Annotated in this window: 17 protein-coding genes; 11 read left to right on the forward strand and 6 right to left on the reverse strand. The window is 38.6% G+C overall.

Annotation, left to right across the window (positions count from 1 at the left end):
• Positions 1-12 precede the first annotated feature (12 nt).
• Positions 13-378, forward strand: a complete 366-nt coding sequence (locus BLR60_RS15750) for a response regulator (protein WP_090501645.1) — start codon at positions 13-15, stop codon at positions 376-378.
• 118 nt (positions 379-496) lie between these two features.
• Here the strand turns inward: BLR60_RS15750 and BLR60_RS15755 are convergent, their stop codons facing one another.
• The 4 genes from BLR60_RS15755 to BLR60_RS15770 all read right to left on the reverse strand — a co-directional run bounded on the left by BLR60_RS15755 (position 497) and on the right by BLR60_RS15770 (position 5726).
• A complete protein-coding gene (locus tag BLR60_RS15755; RefSeq protein WP_090501501.1) occupies positions 497-1453 on the reverse strand; it encodes a DUF3137 domain-containing protein in 957 nt (318 codons plus the stop codon).
• Complete coding sequence (locus BLR60_RS15760) at positions 1453-2010, reverse strand: LemA family protein (protein ID WP_090501503.1); 558 nt, start codon at positions 2008-2010, stop codon at positions 1453-1455. The genes BLR60_RS15755 and BLR60_RS15760 overlap by 1 nt, the downstream gene beginning before the upstream one ends.
• A 50-nt stretch (positions 2011-2060) precedes the next feature.
• Positions 2061-3875 (reverse strand): hypothetical protein, encoded by a 1815-nt coding sequence (locus BLR60_RS15765; RefSeq protein ID WP_090501504.1) that lies wholly within the window; start codon positions 3873-3875, stop codon positions 2061-2063.
• 66 nt (positions 3876-3941) lie between these two features.
• Positions 3942-5726: an AsmA family protein gene (locus tag BLR60_RS15770; protein WP_090501506.1), complete on the reverse strand. Its 1785-nt coding sequence runs from the start codon at positions 5724-5726 to the stop codon at positions 3942-3944.
• A gap of 522 nt (positions 5727-6248) precedes the next feature.
• Between BLR60_RS15770 and miaB the strand changes: the two genes are divergently transcribed.
• The 8 genes from miaB (at position 6249) to BLR60_RS15810 (ending at position 14275) form a co-directional block, all read left to right on the forward strand.
• Positions 6249-7664 carry a tRNA (N6-isopentenyl adenosine(37)-C2)-methylthiotransferase MiaB gene (gene miaB / locus BLR60_RS15775; RefSeq protein ID WP_090501508.1) on the forward strand — a complete coding sequence of 472 codons (1416 nt, stop codon included), beginning with the start codon at positions 6249-6251 and terminating at the stop codon, positions 7662-7664.
• A 68-nt stretch (positions 7665-7732) separates the two neighbouring features.
• Complete coding sequence (locus BLR60_RS15780; protein ID WP_090501510.1) at positions 7733-8980, forward strand: sigma 54-interacting transcriptional regulator; 1248 nt, start codon at positions 7733-7735, stop codon at positions 8978-8980.
• A gap of 66 nt (positions 8981-9046) precedes the next feature.
• Positions 9047-9562, forward strand: a complete 516-nt coding sequence (locus BLR60_RS15785; protein ID WP_317039658.1) for an LptE family protein — start codon at positions 9047-9049, stop codon at positions 9560-9562.
• 75 nt (positions 9563-9637) lie between these two features.
• A complete protein-coding gene (locus BLR60_RS15790) occupies positions 9638-10693 on the forward strand; it encodes a hypothetical protein (RefSeq protein ID WP_090501512.1) in 1056 nt (351 codons plus the stop codon).
• Positions 10694-10706: 13 nt separating this feature from the next.
• Positions 10707-11069 (forward strand): preprotein translocase subunit SecG, encoded by a 363-nt coding sequence (gene secG / locus BLR60_RS15795; protein ID WP_090501514.1) that lies wholly within the window; start codon positions 10707-10709, stop codon positions 11067-11069.
• A 132-nt stretch (positions 11070-11201) separates the two neighbouring features.
• Positions 11202-12227, forward strand: coding sequence for a sensor histidine kinase (locus BLR60_RS15800; RefSeq protein ID WP_090501516.1), 1026 nt, complete (start codon positions 11202-11204; stop codon positions 12225-12227).
• Between the two features lie 383 nt (positions 12228-12610).
• Positions 12611-13252 (forward strand): DUF47 domain-containing protein, encoded by a 642-nt coding sequence (locus BLR60_RS15805; RefSeq protein ID WP_186828578.1) that lies wholly within the window; start codon positions 12611-12613, stop codon positions 13250-13252.
• Positions 13253-13264: 12 nt separating this feature from the next.
• Positions 13265-14275, forward strand: coding sequence for an inorganic phosphate transporter (locus BLR60_RS15810; protein ID WP_090501520.1), 1011 nt, complete (start codon positions 13265-13267; stop codon positions 14273-14275).
• A gap of 701 nt (positions 14276-14976) precedes the next feature.
• On the opposite strand, the gene BLR60_RS15815 is transcribed toward BLR60_RS15810, so the two are convergent.
• Together BLR60_RS15815 and BLR60_RS15820 are read right to left on the reverse strand one after the other, a co-directional pair.
• Positions 14977-16281: a carboxypeptidase-like regulatory domain-containing protein gene (locus BLR60_RS15815; RefSeq protein ID WP_090501522.1), complete on the reverse strand. Its 1305-nt coding sequence runs from the start codon at positions 16279-16281 to the stop codon at positions 14977-14979.
• Positions 16274-16852 (reverse strand): RNA polymerase sigma factor, encoded by a 579-nt coding sequence (locus tag BLR60_RS15820; protein WP_090501524.1) that lies wholly within the window; start codon positions 16850-16852, stop codon positions 16274-16276. Before BLR60_RS15820 ends, BLR60_RS15815 begins: the two co-directional genes overlap by 8 nt.
• A gap of 205 nt (positions 16853-17057) precedes the next feature.
• On the opposite strand from BLR60_RS15820, the gene BLR60_RS15825 reads away from it, so the two are divergent.
• The gene (locus tag BLR60_RS15825; protein ID WP_090501526.1) at positions 17058-17819 is read left to right on the forward strand and encodes a DUF4197 domain-containing protein; all 762 of its coding nucleotides are present in this window, start codon (positions 17058-17060) and stop codon (positions 17817-17819) included.
• Between the two features lie 187 nt (positions 17820-18006).
• Complete coding sequence (locus tag BLR60_RS15830; protein WP_090501528.1) at positions 18007-18942, forward strand: TolB family protein; 936 nt, start codon at positions 18007-18009, stop codon at positions 18940-18942.
• The last annotated feature ends 226 nt before the right edge of the window (positions 18943-19168 follow it).

Consider the following 19168-nt stretch of genomic DNA (forward strand, 5'->3'; position numbering starts at 1 on the left):
TCGGAGGTTAATATGATAATTGCGAAAAAAGTATTTGTTTTTGATGATAATAGGGATATCCTTGATCTCTGTACATTTATTTTGGAAGATGCCGGGTATGAGATAAAAACATCCGAAAGTGCTAATAACATAGAAGAACAGGTTGCAGCCTATATGCCCGATCTAATTTTTATGGATAACTGGTTACCCGATCTGGGTGGGATACAGGCCACCAGGGCTTTAAAAAGCAATCCTGATTTAAAACATATTCCGGTAATTTATTTTTCGGCCAACAATGATATATCTTCACTGGCTGATGAAGCAGGTGCAGATAGTTACCTGTCTAAACCGTTTGATATTGCTGCATTGGAAGAAATTGTAAAAAAGCATTTGGGTTAGTACGTAAGGCTCACGAAGTTTCAATAGGCTGATATGAAGGCAAACTTCGCAAGTCTAGGCCAAGCCTTTGTTGGACTTCCGAAGTTCCTTTTTTATGCCCAAGTTAAACTTCGGAAAGTTAAGCCTTACCCCAAATCCTGGTATTCAGATCAAGCTCTTTAACAATATCATACATAAACTTTATGGTGGTAATATCATCGTTTAAGGCTTCGGCATTAACTAAAGATTTAAAAATTGGTGCCTCAAAGTAATTCCGGTTTAAGGGGAAAGCGATATACATCCTCGATTCGATAAACGATAAACTGATGTTATACTTGCTTTGATGATTGAGGTTTAGTATCCGTTCCATCAGGGCGGGTGTAAGGATATACCTGGATCCGACCTGGTCTGAACCATAAGTTACAAAGGTCTTATCAAATGCTACATTCTCCAGTTGGATAACGTCATTCTTGCCAAAAGAAAACAGGTTTTTTGAAAACCATGCGCCAAAAGCTGCTCCGAAATCTTTTGGTCTGACGATGGTTACGCCATTAAATTTCTTATTAAAATCGGCAGCAAAGAGGATCCCTCTAAAAATGTCGTGCCACTCTGTTCGGGTTCCGTCTTTGGTTTGGGTTACCGTTTTATATTCGGCATGGACCTCGGCAAAATAAAAACGGGTTCTATCCGCACATCCGGTTACCAGATCCTCTGTTTTATAACGATCGGGCTCTTGGGTAAATAATTGTGTGTACATAAATTCCGAAGCTTCAATTCCCTGGTAAGGGTTAATTGACAAACTTTCGTCTAAAAATTTAAGCGCAGCACCAATTACATTGGTTTTATAAGCATGACGGTAAGCTTTTAAAGAATCGTTAATGTTAAAGAATAGTACACCACCGTATATTAATGGGATTAAACCAACAATAACACCGGGAATGGGAAAGCCCAGTACGAAGCCTAAAATGCAAATTAGAATACCTGCTGCAATAAAAGTATAACCTTTGGTTTGGGTAGCGGCAATTCTTTTGCGTGTTACCTCCATAGTGGCCAATACTTGTTGTAAGGCTACATCATTTGCAATATCGAACAACATTAATTGTTAAAGAGTTCTTTTGCACTAATGTTTTTGCGTTCTTCAGCTGCGGTTTCTAAAACAGGAACCGGATGGAAGTTTAATATCCCGGCAAATAAACTACCTGGAAACATCATAATCGAATTATTGTAATCGGTTACCGAAGCATTGTAAGTTCTTCTGGCTGCGGCAATCTGTTCTTCACTCTCCGTCCAGGTGGTTTGGAGGTTAATAAAATTAGTATTGGCCTTTAAATCAGGGTAGTTTTCAACGTTGACCATCAAACTTCTTATATTGCTACTTAATTGCGCATCCAAATCTGCTTTTTCGGCGTTACCGATATTTGGCGCACCAGCTTTTGATCTCAGTTCAACTATTTTGGTCAAGGTGCCCTGCTCGTAAGTGGTGTATTGTTTTACCACCTCAACCAGGTTTGGAATAAGGTCGAACCGTTTTTTTAGCATGACGTCAATGGCCGAGAAGGCATTTGTTACCTGATTTTTCTTCCCGATAAGCGAGTTGTAAAAGAAAATCCCAATAAGAAAGATGAATCCGATAATAACGAGGGCAATAATCATAGTTTTAGTTTAATGTTTAGAGAATAAAGATAAGAAAAGGTTACAACATGTTATCGCTTTTCATTTTGCTTGTGCTCCCGTTTAATCTTTCTTTCTAACCGCTTTTGTTTCCTTTTTAAATGATTGGTGCGCATGGCCTTAAAATTTGCAATATGTTCACGCATTTCATTCTGCTTTTCTTCGGTAATGCCTATACTATATTTTATCCCTGTAAAAAGACCCCTCCAGATCATGTTGAAGAATGATGTGTTTGAAGGCCTGCTGTAATTTACACTTACAGGTACCAGCTTGCCATCTGCACCAGGGTTTTCGGATTTGATAATCAGGGCATTGGCTAAAAAAGAAAGAAAACCGCGTGTAACGAGGTGGTCCTTTTCGGGATCGTTTTTCATCAGGGCAACAGAAAGGTCATAGTAGGAGAATGTTACCGTTCCTTTTGTGCCCAAATCGTTTGCTTTAAAATTGAACTTTAATTTATCTACACTGCCGCGGTTAATGCGCACCAGCCCAAGGGGTTTAGTGATTTGGTTTAAAACCCGCGCATTAAAATTGTGTAAAACGCCATGATAAGCAAATGCACCATTTTTAGCGGTAAGGTTGAACATAAAATTCACATCAAGCTTCCCCTGGCCAAATAAATAAGTATTTAGGTTAACCTCCATTATTGGGTTTATGGCCTTAATGTTATCAAGGTTAGTGGCATTTTTTATAATTCCCGAGGTATTTTCAAAACTGATGTGTCCTCTTTGATTACTTTCGCTATTAAAAACAGAATAGTTGATGTTTACATCTTTCAACTGGATTTTCTGCACCAGAATAGGCGCATGAACAAGTTGCAAAAGCTGATGGGGAAATTTACCAATCTTATTCTCCTGTGGCTTATCAGGGAGCCCATTTTGGTTAAAAACAGAGACAGAACCATTAGCTATGGCCATTTCTTTTGCCCAAAGTTCCTGTTTGCTGATGTAAAGCGGCAAGTCTATGCCGTTGAGCATAATATCGCGCATGCCAATGTCAAAACGTTCTCTGGCATAACCCGCAACCTTGCCGAATTTCATTTCATCATATAATGGAACCAATGCAAAGCTATTTATCCTTAGTTTACCTGTAATAGCCCTAAAATCAAGTTTATCCAACTTAATGTCATACATTTTATCGGGTGTACGGTATATATAGTTGTTCAGGTTGATTACGATATCTTTCAGCAGGTAAAACCGGCTCGGGTCATCAGCAGAGGTCGAATCAACCAGCAAATCGGTTAACGTAATATTAAGGTCGTCAATACCGAAAGGGACTGAATGCGGTACATTTTTATTCACATATTTAAAGCTTACATCTTTAAAGCGGATGGTTTTAATGCTAAACTCTTTCAGGTTTTGAGAGATGATATCGTAAGGCGATTTAATGGGCCTTGGTGCACGCCCTTCATTAAAAGCAAATTGCTGATTAACCATGATTACCTCAGGCTTATCAAATATGATTTCCTCCAGCTGTAGTTTTTTTTCGCGGTATAAGGTTAGCGGGTGGAAGTGCTTCACCACCAGCTTTTTTAAAGAAACGGTATATAAATTGTTTGGCGCTCTTTTTAAGGCAATAAGTTGTCTGAACCGATTGGTATCTGGTGTTATTTTTACATTCTGTAAAGTGGCATTTCCTGTAAACACATTAGTAGATACCTGGGTAAAGCTGATGGTATATAAACTATCTGTTGATTTATAGAGCAGGGTTTTAATCCTATCCGTTAAAATAGGACGCGATTTTACATTTAACAGCCAGGCAATGCCAGCAAGCAGGATAAAAACACTGAGGAGTGTGCACGCAATCCATTTAAAAACTTTATAACGGTATCTTTTAGTATCAGGCATTAAAAAAGCAGAGATGGTGTTTCATTAGCAATATACGGTATAAACATATATTTGAAAAACGTAAGATCAATTTTTTTCTCTGCGTGCTTTTCTTGCAGCTTTTCTGTCTGCCCTTTTTTGTTCCCTTACTTTTTTTGCAATTACTTTTTGCTGTTTTACCGGATCCTTTTCAGGTACGATCCCAACGCCTACAATATCTTTAATGCCCACAAAAACAGTTTTCCACATCAGGTTAAAAAAAGAGGCGGAGTTAATTCTGGTATTCGTCATCCTGGCTGTTCTCGGTGTTTCACCTTTTTGTGGATTTTCGTCTTTAACCAAAATCGTATTGGCCAGGAAAGATAAAACCCCTTTTTTCTTAGTTCCCTCGCCGTCAATATTATCTGATAAGAGTTTTACTTTCAGGTTGGTGTACAGCATATTTATCTTGCCTGCTGCAGATCTTAAATTTCCGTTGGCCTTAAAATCAATATGCTGTATGTTTCCGCTTTCTATTTCTACCAGGCCGAGCGCTTTTGATAATGGATTTAAATTTTTCATATCAAACTTGCCCAAACTTCCGCTGTAAGTAAAAGCACCATTATTATCGGTCAGGTTAAAATCGATATTTACATTCAGCTTTCCGGTGCCCATTAAAAGTGTATTTAAATCTGCCAGTGCATGGTTCTTTTTGATCAATTGCAGGCTATCATTGGTTACATTAAAAATATTTCCATTGAGCGCTTTAAAATTAACTGATCCGGTTTTTTTACTCGCGGGGTTAAACTCAGCGTATTTAACATCAATGTTTTTCAGCTTTACTGTATCAATCAAAACAGGTATGTTTAATCTTTTCAGTGCCATGTGCGGATAGTTCTGGCCTTTATCAAAACCTGGCGGAGGTGGCGATTCGCGGCTCATAAATACTTCCACATTGGCTGGCCCGATTTTTAACGATTTGGCATATAGTTTTTGGTCGGTATTTAAGCCAATAAAATCTACCCCATTGAACTCTACCTGATCAAAGCTTAGATTATACCGGTCTTTCTGAATCTTGTATTTCCTTGCAAAAGTAAGTTCGTTGTATAAAGGTATAAGTTGAAAGCCCTTAACCGTTATCTTTTTTGATGAGGTGGAACCTTTAACCGTATCCACTTTCATGTTGTACATCTTGTCTTTTGTTACCGATTTATAACCTGCAATTTGAAATGTTACGTCTTTTGTATAATAAAACCGGGTGGTATCATTGCCTGAAAGCGAATCCAATAAAAAATCATTAACATTAATATCAAGGTGTTTGATCGAGTTTTTGGTTTTTTTCGAAGTGGTTTTATTGATGTAATCAAAATCTGCATCTACAATTTTAATGCTCTTTATATGTACCGATTCAAAGTTTTTGGAAAGCTGTTCGTAAAGCGATTTTTCATCTTTTATGCTATCGGTTTTCTTGGTTACTTTGTTAAAATACATGTTGATAGATGGCTTTTGTAAGAGGATTTCATTTACCTCTATCCGCTTTTTAAAGTAGGCGGTTAGTATGCCAACACGGCTAATCTGCAGTTTCTTTAACTTAAGCTCGAAAATATGGGCAGGCGCCAGTTGTTTTTTCTTCAAGCTATCAAAAACAGCCGTATCCGGAGTAAGGGTAACATCGCGCAGTGCCATGCTGCCTGTAATCACATTTAAGTTAATGCTTTTAAAATCTATCCGATATAAATGATGCGAGCCATTATAAACACCAGCTTTGATTTTTTCGGTCAATATGGGTTTCCATCGGGCGCTTAAAAACATAGCACCAAATGCTAAAATTAAAATTAATATACCGAGTATGCTTCCTATCCAGACCCAAATTTTGTTTTTCTGCGCTGTCATTTATTATGGCTTATCCCTACGTAACAGATGGGAGCAAGAAAGGTTTTTTCGTGTTAAGCTAAAAGCTCAGACCGAAGAGGAGATATAGCTACGTTTTTTATGATTAATTTTTTAGAAGCGCAAGCTCAGCGCTATTAACACCGTTTGTTCCTTTGCTCCGCTTGTACGCTTCGGCCGTCGTACCTCCTGGCCTGCAGGGTACCGCTTCGCCAAGGGCTAAATGGGTTAAGACGGTGGTAGTAAGTCCCCTCATAGTAGCAGGAACAGCTGTAATCTAAACCGAACCTAGCGGGATGCCACAACTTCTTCAATTGAGGTAGAACCGGGGGCGGGGCTGCGGTCCTCCACAGGCACAGAACCTTACATTTCCAAAAAACGTTATCAGTAAGTAAAATGTAGATTAATAGAGCCTGCTTACTGTTTTATCATAATCATACTGTAAACATTTAAACAAACTATGTCAATTTGTCACTTTTAATTTTATTTGTGTATTTTTGCAATCCCCAAAAATGTTATTAAATAATGATTGATTTACAAGTACAGGATAAGAAGCACGATGAAGCCAGGCAAGGTGAAGCTTTAATTTTAGATACACCGGTTAAAGCAGATGCCCGTAAATTATATATCGAAAGCTACGGCTGTGCCATGAATTTTGCTGATAGTGAAATTGTGGCTTCTATTTTATCTGAAACTGGATTTGAAACGACAGGGGATTATCACCAGGCTGATGTGATCTTCATCAATACCTGCTCCATCCGCGAAAATGCGGAAACCAGGGTAAGAAACCGTCTATCACAATTCGGTGTTGAAAAACGCCGTAATCCAAAATTAATTGTTGGGGTTTTAGGCTGTATGGCAGAACGTTTAAAATCTAAATTTTTGGAAGAAGAACGTTTAGTTGATGTAGTGGTGGGGCCAGATGCTTACCGCGATCTGCCTAACTTAATTGAGCAGGTAGAGAGCGGACATAAAGCGGTTAATGTTTTATTATCGCGCGAAGAAACTTATGCAGATATTAGTCCGGTTCGTTTAAACAGCAATGGAATAACTGCTTTTATTTCCATTACACGTGGGTGTAATAACATGTGCTCTTTCTGTGTGGTGCCTTTTACCCGTGGCCGAGAGCGTAGTCGCGATGCACATTCCATTATAGAAGAAGCAAAGGCCTTGTTTGAAGCCGGATACCGGGAAGTTACACTTTTAGGTCAAAACGTAGATTCGTACACCTGGACATCGGAAGATGGTACAGAAACGGTAAACTTTGCGCAACTTTTGGAGCAAACAGCATTGGTAAGTCCAGATTTAAGAGTGCGTTTCTCTACTTCACATCCAAAAGATATTACCGACGAGGTTTTACATACCATTGCTAAATACGATAATATCTGTAATTATATTCACTTGCCTGTTCAATCTGGTAATACGCGTATTTTGGAGCTAATGAACAGGACTTATACCCGCGAATGGTATATCAATCGTATTGATGCCATCCGGAACATTATTCCGGGTTGTGCAATTTCTACTGATATCATTGCTGGTTTCTGTACAGAAACGGAAGAAGAGCATGAGGAAACCCTGAGTATGATGGATTATGTGCAGTATGATTTTGCATATAACTTCACTTACTCTGAAAGACCGGGGACTTTAGCCGCCCGTAAATTGGAAGATGATATTCCTGAAGAAGTGAAAAAACGCCGTCTTGCTGAAATTTTAGCCAAACAACAGGCACATTCATTAATGCGCTTGCAAGAATGGGTAGGTAAAACTGTTCGGGTCTTGATTGAAGGCACTTCTAAAAAATCTGACCTCGATTATTGCGGAAGAGGCGACAGCGGCGCAATGGCCATTTTCCCTGCCATTGAAGGTGTAAAACCAGGGCAGTATGCAAATGTGTATATCGAGAAATGTACATCCGCTACGTTAATTGGTAAAATAGTTTAAAAGGTGGAGGGTAGAAGGTAAGGGGCATAAGGTCTCATATCTCAAATCTCAATACTCAAATCTAAAGAATGGATACACAAAATATTAAACAACGTTTCGGTATTATTGGCAATTCGCCTTTACTTAACCGTGCCATAGATATTGCCAGCCAGGTAGCACCAACCGATATGTCGGTATTAATTACAGGCGAAAGTGGTAGTGGTAAAGAGGTGTTCTCGCAGATTATCCATCAAATGAGCACCCGTAAACACGGTGCTTTTATCGCGGTAAACTGTGGTGCCATCCCCGAAGGGACCATAGATTCTGAGCTTTTTGGTCACGAAAAAGGATCATTTACCGGTGCGCATGAGGCCCGTAAAGGATATTTTGAGGTAGCAAATGGCGGTACCATCTTTTTAGATGAGGTTGCCGAGTTGCCTTTAGGCACACAGGCTCGTTTACTACGTATTTTAGAAAGTGGCGAATATTTACGTGTGGGTTCCTCTAAAGTACAAAAAACAGATGTTCGTATTATTGCAGCCACTAACGTTGATGTATATAACCGTGTTAAAAATGGAAAATTCCGCGAAGATTTATATTACAGGTTAAATACTGTTCCATTGCGCATACCCGCTTTGAAAGAGCGTAAAGAAGATATTTATTTACTATTCAGAAAATTTGCAGCTGATTTTAGCGACAAATACCGTAGTCCGGCATTACACCTGGAGCCTGATGCCATTCAGGTCTTAACCAATTACAGCTGGCCGGGTAATGTTCGTCAGTTAAAAAACATAGCTGAGCAGATCTGCGTATTAGAAAAAGACCGGAATGTGAGCGGTCAGGCCATTTTAAATTATATCCCGAACGAAGCCGGGAGTAACCTGCCAATGGCGATCAACGCTCAATCTAAAGAAGATTTTACAGAAAGAGATATTTTGTATAAGGTGCTTTTTGATATGAAAAAGGACATGGTTGAGCTTAAAAAACTGGTGGCTGAAATTATTCAGCACGGTGGAAATACTGCTACGGTATTGGCAGATAACCCGCAATATATCAATCAGCTATACCGTGATGTAGAGTTGCCCGCAGGACAGGAGCACGCCTTTACCATTCAGCACCCTGCACCAGGCAATAATAACGTTAACAACAATAATAATGCTGATTATTTTGCGCATGACGCGGAAGAAGTAGAAGAATCATTATCGCTGGTGGATAAAGAATCAGACCTGATTAAAAAAGCATTAAAAAAACATAAGGGTAAACGCAAGTTTGCTGCACAGGAATTGGGTATTTCAGAACGGACCCTGTATAGGAAGATTAAGGAATTAAACCTATAAATTTAATTGCTTATATTAAATTCCCTGTAAAGTACGTTTCTCAAAAATCAGACAACATTTTCTATAATGATGAAAATTAAAATATTTGCCTTAATTCTGCTCGCATCTGTTTTTAGTGCTTGCTCTTATAAATTCAGTGGAGCATCAACAACAGGGTTAAAAACGGTGGTTGTTCGGGTATTCGAAAATAATGCACCACTAGTGGTGCCAACATTAAGTAACCAGATTACTGAATCGTTAAAAAGCCGTATCCGTAACCAAACTAAATTGATTATTTCTCCAACAGGCGAGGGAGATGCATCGTTTGAGGGTAGAATAACAGGTTATGATATTAAACCGGTTGCGCTTCAGAATAGTGCTACACCAACCGCGGGTGCAAACAGATTAACCATTACAGTTTCAGTAAAATATAAGAATAATATAAAAGAGCACGAAAAAGAAAGTTTTGAAGAGAGCTTTACCAAATTTTTTGATTTTCCGATTAACGGTGCACCAATTCAAACGTTGTTGCCTGGTGCTATCGAGAATATCAACAAACAGTTATCGGAAGATATTTTTAACCGTGCCTTTGCACAGTGGTAAATAAAACAGCACGCTAAAAAGACAAAATTTTCAAAACCCGTTTACATTTTTTTAACTTAGCGGCAAACCTCGATAATGGATAACAAAAAGCTACTGGCAGATTTACTTGCGCAACCTGGAAAGGTTAGGCCAGAGCATGCATCCATGTTGCAGGAAATGGTTAAGCAATTTCCATATGCGCAGCCCATCCATTTACTTTTGGCCAAAGCCAATGCTTCATTTATACCAAAAGCTGCATTATATGGTCAGGGGCATGTATTGTTCCATGTACTGAATATGGTTCCAGTGGAGGCAAAGCAGGAAGAGGGGGCTGATGTTAATATAGTTGTTGCAGAAAATATACAGGATGAGCCAGAAGTTTTAGCGCAAACAAGTGAATTTACTGATGATAGTCCAGCTGTTATGGATCAGGTGTTAGATGTAGAAACAACAAACCACCTGCCCGACAGCAATAACCATTTCATGGACTTGCCTGCAGATGACGATTCTTTTATCGAAAGTGTAGCCGCTACTGATTTCTTTGCCTTTGAGCAGAAATTAAGTACCGACGTGGTTAGCACTGCACCAGAAATCGAAACTGTTGTGCCAGACGAACCAGAAAGAAATTTTGTTTCGCAATATAACGATGATAAGCTTCCATATACTTTTTTATGGTGGTTGGCTAAAACCCGCAAGGAGCATGAGCAGATTTTTCAGCCTTATGCGCACCCTAATGCTAATAATAATAAACCACAGCCACAAAATAAGCCACAGCAAGAAAGCGCTGAGTTTCAGCAACAGTATGTTGAGCATATTTTTCACATCCAAACTCCTTTCGAGGTAGCCGATCATTTAGCAGAATATCCCGCTGCCGAAATTAAAGATGCAAAGGGCGCTGAAATTATCGAGAAATTTTTAAAAGAAGATCCAACAATTAAGCCGCCTAAGCCAGAACAGATCGATAATGAAAATAAGGCCAAGAAAAGTGCAGAAGACAATTACGACCTGGTTTCGGAAACTTTAGCTAAAATTTATATCGAGCAAATGCTTTATCACAAAGCCATAGATACTTATAAAAAATTAAGTTTGAAATATCCGGAAAAAAGCCGTTACTTTGCCGACCTTATCCAATCTATAGAAAAGAAATTTTAAAATATAATATTACATGGTAACCTTTTTAATCATTTTATTAATTATTGCGTGTGTAGCCTTAGGCTTGTTTGTTTTAATACAAAACCCTAAAGGTGGCGGTTTAGCGACAGGCGGTGGCACCAGTAACATGTTTGGTGTACAACGTACTGGCGATGTTTTAGAAAAAGGATCGTGGGTATTGTTAACGCTGATAGTGGTGTTAACCCTTGCCGTTACTACAATTGCTAAAACAAGCGGTGGTAGTGCTGCAGTTGGAAACTCAGCTATTCAGGAGCGTTTAAACAAAACGCCATCACCATCTCCAATCGGTGGCAATTTAAACAGCACTAAACCGGCCACATCAACTCCGGCCGAAACCGATACAACAAAGAAATAAGTAGTAGTTACTCCTATTTTATAAAGCTTTCCTCAAAAGGGAAAGCTTTTTTGTTTTTTAGTCTTCAGTAAAATGAATGAATAGCCTTTGTCTCTTAACACACATTTAACATAAAAAGCTTTAAATTGCAGCATGAAATTAAGTGTGCTGGTTTTATTTACTGCTCTCGCCGTTGGTCTTTCCATCGGGATGGTTAATTTTTATTTTCAGCATAGTCTGTATTACATGGCCATTTCTTTTGGTGTATCGTTTCTGTGCAGCTTTTTGGTTTTTTATTATCTGCTGGAGAAATATATTTACACTAAAATTAAACTCATCTACAAGCTGATCCATAACCTTAAATTGGGCAAAGATTTAAAAGATGCGCTTGGTGAGTATGTAAGTTCTGATCCGATTAATGATGTAGAACAGGAAGTAAAGGAATGGGCAGGTGCAAAGAAAAAAGAAATTGATTTATTAAAAAAACAGGAACAGTTTAGGAGAGAGTTTCTTTCAAATGTTTCGCATGAATTTAAAACCCCGCTTTTTGCCATTCAGGGTTATATCGAAACCTTACAGGATTGCCTGGTAGATGACCCCGATCAAGCCGTTTTATTTCTAAAAAAAGCAGAAAACAACGTAGAGCGTTTGAGTTATTTGATTAATGATTTAGACGTTATTTCAAAGTTAGAAACAGGAGAATCGCCCATAAATTACCAAAAATTCGATTTTGTACAATTGGCAAAAGAGGTGATGGAAAACCTCGAAGACCGTGCAAAAGCAAAAAACATTAAACTCTTTTTTAAAGAGAAGTACACTGCCATGACCCTCGTTTCTGCCGATCGCGAAAAGATCAGACAGGTGCTAATTAACTTAATGGTAAACAGCATTAAGTACGGTATTGATGGAGGCGAAACCGCCATTAAGATTTTCGAGCTGCACGACCAGGTTTTGATCGAAGTAACTGATAATGGTATTGGTATAGAAGAAAAACATCTCGCACGTCTGTTCGAGCGTTTTTACCGCATTGATACCCACCGGGCAAGAGAAGTTGGCGGCACGGGCTTAGGTTTAGCTATTGTAAAACACATTTTAGAAGCACACCAGCAAACTATTTCGGTTCGTAGCACGCCAGGCATTGGAACAACTTTCGCTTTTACCTTGCAAAAAGGCGGGTAGCTTTAGTGCCTTGAGAATCATTCTCAATTTTTGCCACGGAAACACAGATCGCACGGAAAATACAGGTTCTGATTTCGTTCTGAAAAGCAATTTACCTCTGTTGATAAACCCGATATTTGCGAATATCCTGATTAAGTAGTTATCTTAACTTTATGATTTGCATGCACAGGTTTCATCAGGATAAGCATTTAACGGGGCTGCTGTAACTGAAGAACTTGTTCCACACTGGTCCAAAAAAAAACTATTTATTTCATTGTCAGCTACCTGAAAGTGTAGAAATAACGCTTGCCTAACTAAATTAGATGATAATTAGTTAATATAATTAAGGAATTAACATTAACTTAACATTGGGCTTGTAGCTTTGCAACATATTAAAAATTAACATGAACAATATTTTTAAGTTCTTTACACCTCAGGACAAAAAGTTTCATCCGCTTTTCGAACAAGCTGGTAGCAATGCATTAAAAATTGCTGAAACCCTTTTAGAAATGGTTAGTACGGGTGATGCGGAAAGCAGAAAAACAATTTTTAAGGAAATTGAGCGCTTAGAGCATGTAGGTGATGATATTACCCATTCGATATTTCTTGAGCTGAGCAGGAACTTTATCACTCCATTTGATAGAGAAGACATTCACCAATTGGCAACTGCCGTTGATGATGTTGCCGATTATATTTATGGTACTGCAAACCGTATGCAGATGTATAACATGAATACCATTAACGAGCCTATTGTTAAAATTGCTGAGCTTTTGGTAGAAATGTGTACTGATATTGATAAAGCAATTAAAGAATTACGCAGTTTCAAAAATATCCGTGTAATTGCTGATGCTTGTATCCGTATTAACAGTGGTGAAAACCAGGCCGATTATGTATTCACCTTAGCGGTAGCACGTTTATTTGAATACGAAACCAATGCGATTGAATTAATTAAACAAAAAGAGGTTTTACAAACGATAGAAAAAGCGACAGATAAGTGTGAGGATGTGGCGAATGTGCTTGAAACTATCTTGGTTAAAAACGCTTAATAAAAAACAAACATGGTAACTACCTTATTGGTTGTTGTTGTAATTCTGGCTATTGCTTTCGATTACATTAACGGCTTTCATGATGCCGCTAACTCGATTGCAACAGTTGTTTCTACAAAAGTTCTTACGCCTTTTCAGGCGGTTTTGTGGGCTGCATTATTCAATTTCGCTGCCTACTTTTATTTTACCGATCACAAGGTGGCCAATACTGTTGCTAAAACGGTAATCGAAAACTATATCACTTTAGAAGTTATTCTGGCAGGTTTGGTTGCTGCAATTATCTGGAACCTTTTAACCTGGTGGTACGGTATTCCTTCAAGTTCGTCACATACTTTAATCGGTGGTTTTGCCGGTGCAGGTATGACACATGCTTTACTTACAGGCGCTAGTCCGCTTGATGCTGTAAACATGGGCTATGTAATTAAAATTGTATCTTTCATTGTATTGGCACCAATAATCGGTATGGTGATATCAGTTATATTAACACTGATCATTATCAATATCTGTCGTTATGCCAAGCCTGCTACTGCTGAGAAGTGGTTTAAACGTCTGCAATTGTTATCTTCTGCGGCATTAAGTTTTTTCCATGGTGGTAACGATGCCCAAAAAGTAATGGGGATTATCGCTACAGCTTTAATCGCTTCAAAAGTAATTCCTAATTTCGAAGCGATGCCTGCCTGGGTACCAATAGCCTGTTACTCGGCAATATCATTAGGTACCATGAGTGGTGGTTGGAAAATTGTTAAAACAATGGGATCTAAAATCACAAAGGTAACCGCGCTTGAGGGTGTTGCCGCCGAGGGTGCTGGTGCCGTAACATTGGGTATTACGGAGCATTTCGGGATCCCGGTTTCTACTACACATACCATTACAGGTTCTATTGTGGGTGTGGGTGTGGTAAAAAGTATTTCTGCTGTACGTTGGGGGGTAACCATCAACTTAATCTGGGCATGGATTTTAACCATTCCGGTTTCCGCTACATTGGCAGCCATTATTTATGCTGTGATTTATTACTTAAAATAAAAACAAAATCCTTTAATATATTCAGAAGACCAGGGCATTAGCTTTGGTCTTTTTTGCTTTTAATCCCAAAGAACGCTAAGTTTTCGCGAAGCGACGTTTTGTTTACCAGAGAGAACATTGAGTTTGCACAGATCAAACAGAGAAAGTTGTCTATCAATGACAGATTTAAAATCTCCGTCATTTCGACTGAAGCGCAGCGCAATGGAGAAATCTTTGAACTGGAATTGCAATAAACCCTTAAAATATATTAAAAGATTTTGCTTCCCAGCGCCTTCGGGTTCTCTACTGCGTTAGAAATGATAGCTTACTTTGTGAATGTCATCCTGAGGGATAATTTATGATTTAAAGCAATATGATTGACAGATAAAATTTAATTATGTAATATCCATCAAGAAATCGTCATTCCCAACTTGATTGGGAATCTTAAACGTGCATTAAGATTCCCGCATTCGCGAGAATGACGACCGAACTAGTGGATTCTGTCAATGGTAGTGCAAAAAAGAATATTTTAACTACACCTTATATTTATTAAATGATTTTTAATGCTCTGGTAATGAATCTTTTATGATCTGAGTAGTTAAAGCGATAGTCTAAAATGATAACACTTTCTATTAAAATATGAAATCGTAACGCTAAGTTCTATGTGATGCTACTTCAAACGATTTAGAACACAAAGTTGGTTAACAGTCGTTAACAAAAACTTAGAATTTAACGCTAATTTCTACCGAATCCGTTCCGTTTTTAGGTAATACCCAATCCGGACCTTCCTGAATTAACCGCTTTGCTTCTGCATCGGCTTTTTTGTTCAGCGATTTTATAACGGCGATGTTGGCAGGCCGCCCGTTGCTTTTAACTTTAAAACTTAAAATCACAAATTGCTCCGGTCCTTTAGGGTTGTAAAGTTTATTGTTATGCGCTAAGTACTGGCTATAGTTAATGGTAGAAACCGGAACAGGCTTAGTAATCTCATTGGCCGATTTTCCATCCAGGTTTTGCTCTGCACGCAGTGTAATTTTTGGTGCAGCAATATTTTCCTTTTTTTGCCCGTTTGAACCTGTAATTAAAGCAATTTCGTTTAATGATTTATTTCCACTCAGTGCATTTTTAATCACATTTGGATCTTGCAAACCAGCTACGGGTAATTCTTTAAAACCAATAGCATTAATTAATAAGTCTTTATCTTTTGCATTACTATCAGCAGGTAAATAGAAATAACCCTTGGCATCGGTTGCAGTTACATTTTTAGAGCCAGCTAACTTTACCACGGCTCCCTGAACCGGCTGGCCATTACTTTGATCTACCACATTGCCGCTAAATGCAATTTTACCTGAGCCTACTGCAGGTTCTGCTGTCACCACAGTCTCACTTAACGTTGCTTGACTTGATTTATAATCGATAAGTCCTACACGGCTCATTGCTTTTGCGCGACTATTATCTGATGCAATTTTTGCTGCTTTTACTTCGGCAACCTGCTGTTCTGCAGGTGCTATCATAGTGTTTCTTTTAGTATTTTTTGCCAGATCTCCTGTTTTTGCCGCTGTTATTGTCGTATCAATCAAGGTGGATTTTTTCGTGTTTTGCGTAACGATTTCTTCTTTAGCTTTTGTTTGATTAGCAGCAATACTTGTAGCACTGTCTAAGTGAACCAATACCCCTTCCTTTTTATGCGCGGCAATTTCTGCATTCCTTCGGTTGGTTTCGCGCATAAAGAATAAAATACTTACTGCAATAAAAGCCACAGTTGCGGTTGCTGCGATACTTAATCTTTGGGTGGTGATGCCCCATAGTTTACGTTTTACAGGCTTTTCTGATATACGATCATACAGTTGTTTTTGTAAAATAGAAAGCGTTTGCTTGCGTTTTGGCGATTGCTTTAGCCCTTCCAAAGCTTCGGCAACGAAAGAATCTTCCAAAGCTTGTTTTTCTACAAAATGCATAGCTTTAGCATCAAGCTTACCATCCAGGTAATCTTCCAGTACATCAATATCTAACCAATCGTTATTCACTACTGTTTTTCTCTATACAAATCTTTAAATTCCGCTTACCATTTTGGATGTAACTCTTCACTTTAAGCATATCGTAGCCCGTAATATCAGCCACTTCTTTATAGCATTTTTCTTGTAAATAAAATAAATCTACGCTTTTTCGCTGTTCTTCAGGCAAAGTTTCCATACACTTTTCCATAATGGTAAGCTGCGTTTCTTTTGTGTTGTCTATATCCAGATGCACAAACTCGCTGTTTTCCACAAAAGTATCGTCTATGGAGACATTATTTTGCTTTGCCGATTTTCGTAATGCCATTAAACAATGGTTCCGCGTTAAAACATGAAGCCAACTCTTAAAATTCTGTACCTCGTGTATTTTTAGCTTCGTTACCAGTTCTTCAAAAATCTGCATTACGGCATCCTTGCTTTGCTCTTCATCTTTAAAGTAGTTTAAGCAAACCCCGAACACCAAATGCATATATTTATTGTAAAGCGTACCCAAAGCGTCCAAATCGCCGGTATTTTTGTAACTGGCAATCAATTTCGCATCGTCTTGCTGGGTATTTCCAGCTGTGTTTTTTATAAACCTCAAAAAATGGTCGCTATTTCGAATTATCTTTCAAGTATAAAAAATATTTCTCACTGATGTGACATAAACTAATTTTTTAGAAGAAAGATTCAAGATATTTGCGTTGATGAAGATCTTTTTGAGCCGTTTATGTTGCTGTCCTGTACAAAGACTTATCTTTGAATATAAATATGGCCGTTGTTTTGCTAAGCATGATAAAACACACAAGATGAAAAAGATTAATATTTTATCGGTATCACTAACCATGATGGTATTTTCAAGCCTAAATGTTAGCGCCCAGATTAAACTGAGTGATATATTTAAAAAGGTAACCGGGAAGCAGGGTTCTACAACAGCCGCTACAGGAACGCCGTCCACTTTTGAAATAGGACAGGGAATTAAAGAAGCGCTACAGATCGGTGTTTCTGCGGGTGCAGACAGGCTTTCGGTTAAAGATGGCTTTTTGGGCAATTTAGCGGTTAAAATTCTGATGCCCCCTGAAGCACAAAAGGTTGAAAAAACATTACGGAGCATAGGTTTGAACAAGCTTTGCGATAATGTGATCGTAAGCTTAAACCGTGCCGCTGAGGATGCAGCTACCGAAGCAAAGCCTATTTTTATATCGGCCATTAAACAGATGACCTTAACTGATGCGACCAATATTCTTTTAGGAAGCAAAGATGCGGCTACAGCATATTTTAAAAGGGTAACCACAGCACAACTGATGCAGAAGTTTAGCCCGATTGTAACCACAAGCTTAAATAAGGTTAATGCCACTAAATATTACAGCGATTTAACTACACAATACAACCGTTTGCCTTTAGTGAGGCCAGTAAATACCAACTTAACGGAATATGTTACTCAAAAAGCCATTGATGGTTTATTTGTTGAAGTTGCAAAGGAAGAACTCAAAATTAGGGGTAACTTGAGTTCCAGAAGCACAACGCTACTTCAAAAGGTGTTTGGCTACGCGGACAGGAAAAAGAATTAGTGTGGGGTGTTTCGTGCGGACAAGAACCACGGCGGATGAAATTAAATTAAGTATAGGTATTGATTGATTGTTGCGCGTGAGGACACGAACTACGGCAAATCGACTAACATAAAGTTTGTATTAAGTAAAATATAGCTTCTCCAAGGTATCCCTGAATAATACACAAAAACTATTTGTAAAATTGTACATGACGAAAATCAGCACCACCATACTTTCTATTTTAATTTCCTCTGTAGCATTAATTGCTTCCTGCAGCAACAATAAATCTGAAGGAGAAAATGCTAAAGCTGTTTTAGATACGGTTTCTTTGAGTAATAAAAATTTCGCGCTAGCCTATCAGGATGGAGATAAAATTGTAGCTACGAGTATCGATACCATGAAGCAGATTTCGTTTGGTGGCGCAGTCAATCCAGCTATATCTCCTGACGGTAATAAATTGGCTTATACGCTTAGCGATTCTGCCGGGAACCGATCAATATGGGTTGCCGATATGGAAAACAAAAGTCAGGGTAAATTACAGGTAAATAGTAATAATTATTATCAGGCCATGTGGTCTGCTGATGGAAGCGCAATTGCATTTAATATTTTTAACAGCAAACACCTGTGGAAAATAGGTGTGATTAAAACCGATAATTCGGGGTATGCGATGCTTGATAGCGCATCTAACATAAATATTTATGCCCCAACCTGGAAAAATGAAAAGGAAATCGTCGGGCACGATCTAGCCAGGCTTTATACCTTTGATCTTACCGGAAAGTTAATAGATACTAAACTGATATCTGATTTGATCGGGAAAGAATTTTCCATAGCAAGCAGTAACCGTTTTTTTTATACAAAAGACGGTACGAAACTAATTTTTAATGCGGGTAATGCCGATGTTTTAGACGGATTAACAGGGCCAAGCGAAGCAGTTTATATTTTAGATCTGGCCAATAAAAAAGTCCGGCGGATTTCACCTAAAGGGATGAATGTTCCTTATGTTTTTCTTACCGCAGATGACCGGATTTTTTACAGTGGAACTGAAAAACCATTTACACATAGCAAAATATATGTTTCTGATTTGGACGGGAACATTAAAACGGTGGTGGATAAGGGCAATAATCCAACTGGTGCGTTAAAGTAGCAGCCAAAGACTTACGAAGTCTAAAGGGTTGGTGTGATAGGGAGACTTCGTTAATTAGCGCAGGCCAATTGACCCTGATTTTTTTTGGAGCGCAATGGCTGTGTAAGAAAAGAACATGGCTCCTGTGTTACGCTTATACGCTTTCCCGAAGAATCGGGATTCCTCCACCTTTCAGGGTAACGCTTCCCCCGGGGCTAGATGGCCCAAACAGCATTTCATTTTAGGG

This window comes from Pedobacter terrae (assembly GCF_900100705.1).
In the GTDB taxonomy this organism is placed as follows: domain Bacteria; phylum Bacteroidota; class Bacteroidia; order Sphingobacteriales; family Sphingobacteriaceae; genus Pedobacter; species Pedobacter terrae.

Bases quoted from the DNA above. Each gene is read 5' to 3' on its own strand.
- BLR60_RS15750 (WP_090501645.1), top strand. From the start codon at position 13: ATGATAATTGCGAAAAAAGTATTTGTTTTTGATGATAATAGGGATATC.
- BLR60_RS15755 (WP_090501501.1), bottom strand. From the start codon at position 1,453: ATGTTGTTCGATATTGCAAATGATGTAGCCTTACAACAAGTATTGGCC.
- BLR60_RS15760 (WP_090501503.1), bottom strand. From the start codon at position 2,010: ATGATTATTGCCCTCGTTATTATCGGATTCATCTTTCTTATTGGGATT.
- BLR60_RS15765 (WP_090501504.1), bottom strand. From the start codon at position 3,875: ATGCCTGATACTAAAAGATACCGTTATAAAGTTTTTAAATGGATTGCG.
- BLR60_RS15770 (WP_090501506.1), bottom strand. From the start codon at position 5,726: ATGACAGCGCAGAAAAACAAAATTTGGGTCTGGATAGGAAGCATACTC.
- miaB (WP_090501508.1), top strand. From the start codon at position 6,249: ATGATTGATTTACAAGTACAGGATAAGAAGCACGATGAAGCCAGGCAA.
- BLR60_RS15780 (WP_090501510.1), top strand. From the start codon at position 7,733: ATGGATACACAAAATATTAAACAACGTTTCGGTATTATTGGCAATTCG.
- BLR60_RS15785 (WP_317039658.1), top strand. From the start codon at position 9,047: ATGATGAAAATTAAAATATTTGCCTTAATTCTGCTCGCATCTGTTTTT.
- BLR60_RS15790 (WP_090501512.1), top strand. From the start codon at position 9,638: ATGGATAACAAAAAGCTACTGGCAGATTTACTTGCGCAACCTGGAAAG.
- secG (WP_090501514.1), top strand. From the start codon at position 10,707: ATGGTAACCTTTTTAATCATTTTATTAATTATTGCGTGTGTAGCCTTA.
- BLR60_RS15800 (WP_090501516.1), top strand. From the start codon at position 11,202: ATGAAATTAAGTGTGCTGGTTTTATTTACTGCTCTCGCCGTTGGTCTT.
- BLR60_RS15805 (WP_186828578.1), top strand. From the start codon at position 12,611: ATGAACAATATTTTTAAGTTCTTTACACCTCAGGACAAAAAGTTTCAT.
- BLR60_RS15810 (WP_090501520.1), top strand. From the start codon at position 13,265: ATGGTAACTACCTTATTGGTTGTTGTTGTAATTCTGGCTATTGCTTTC.
- BLR60_RS15825 (WP_090501526.1), top strand. From the start codon at position 17,058: ATGAAAAAGATTAATATTTTATCGGTATCACTAACCATGATGGTATTT.
- BLR60_RS15830 (WP_090501528.1), top strand. From the start codon at position 18,007: ATGACGAAAATCAGCACCACCATACTTTCTATTTTAATTTCCTCTGTA.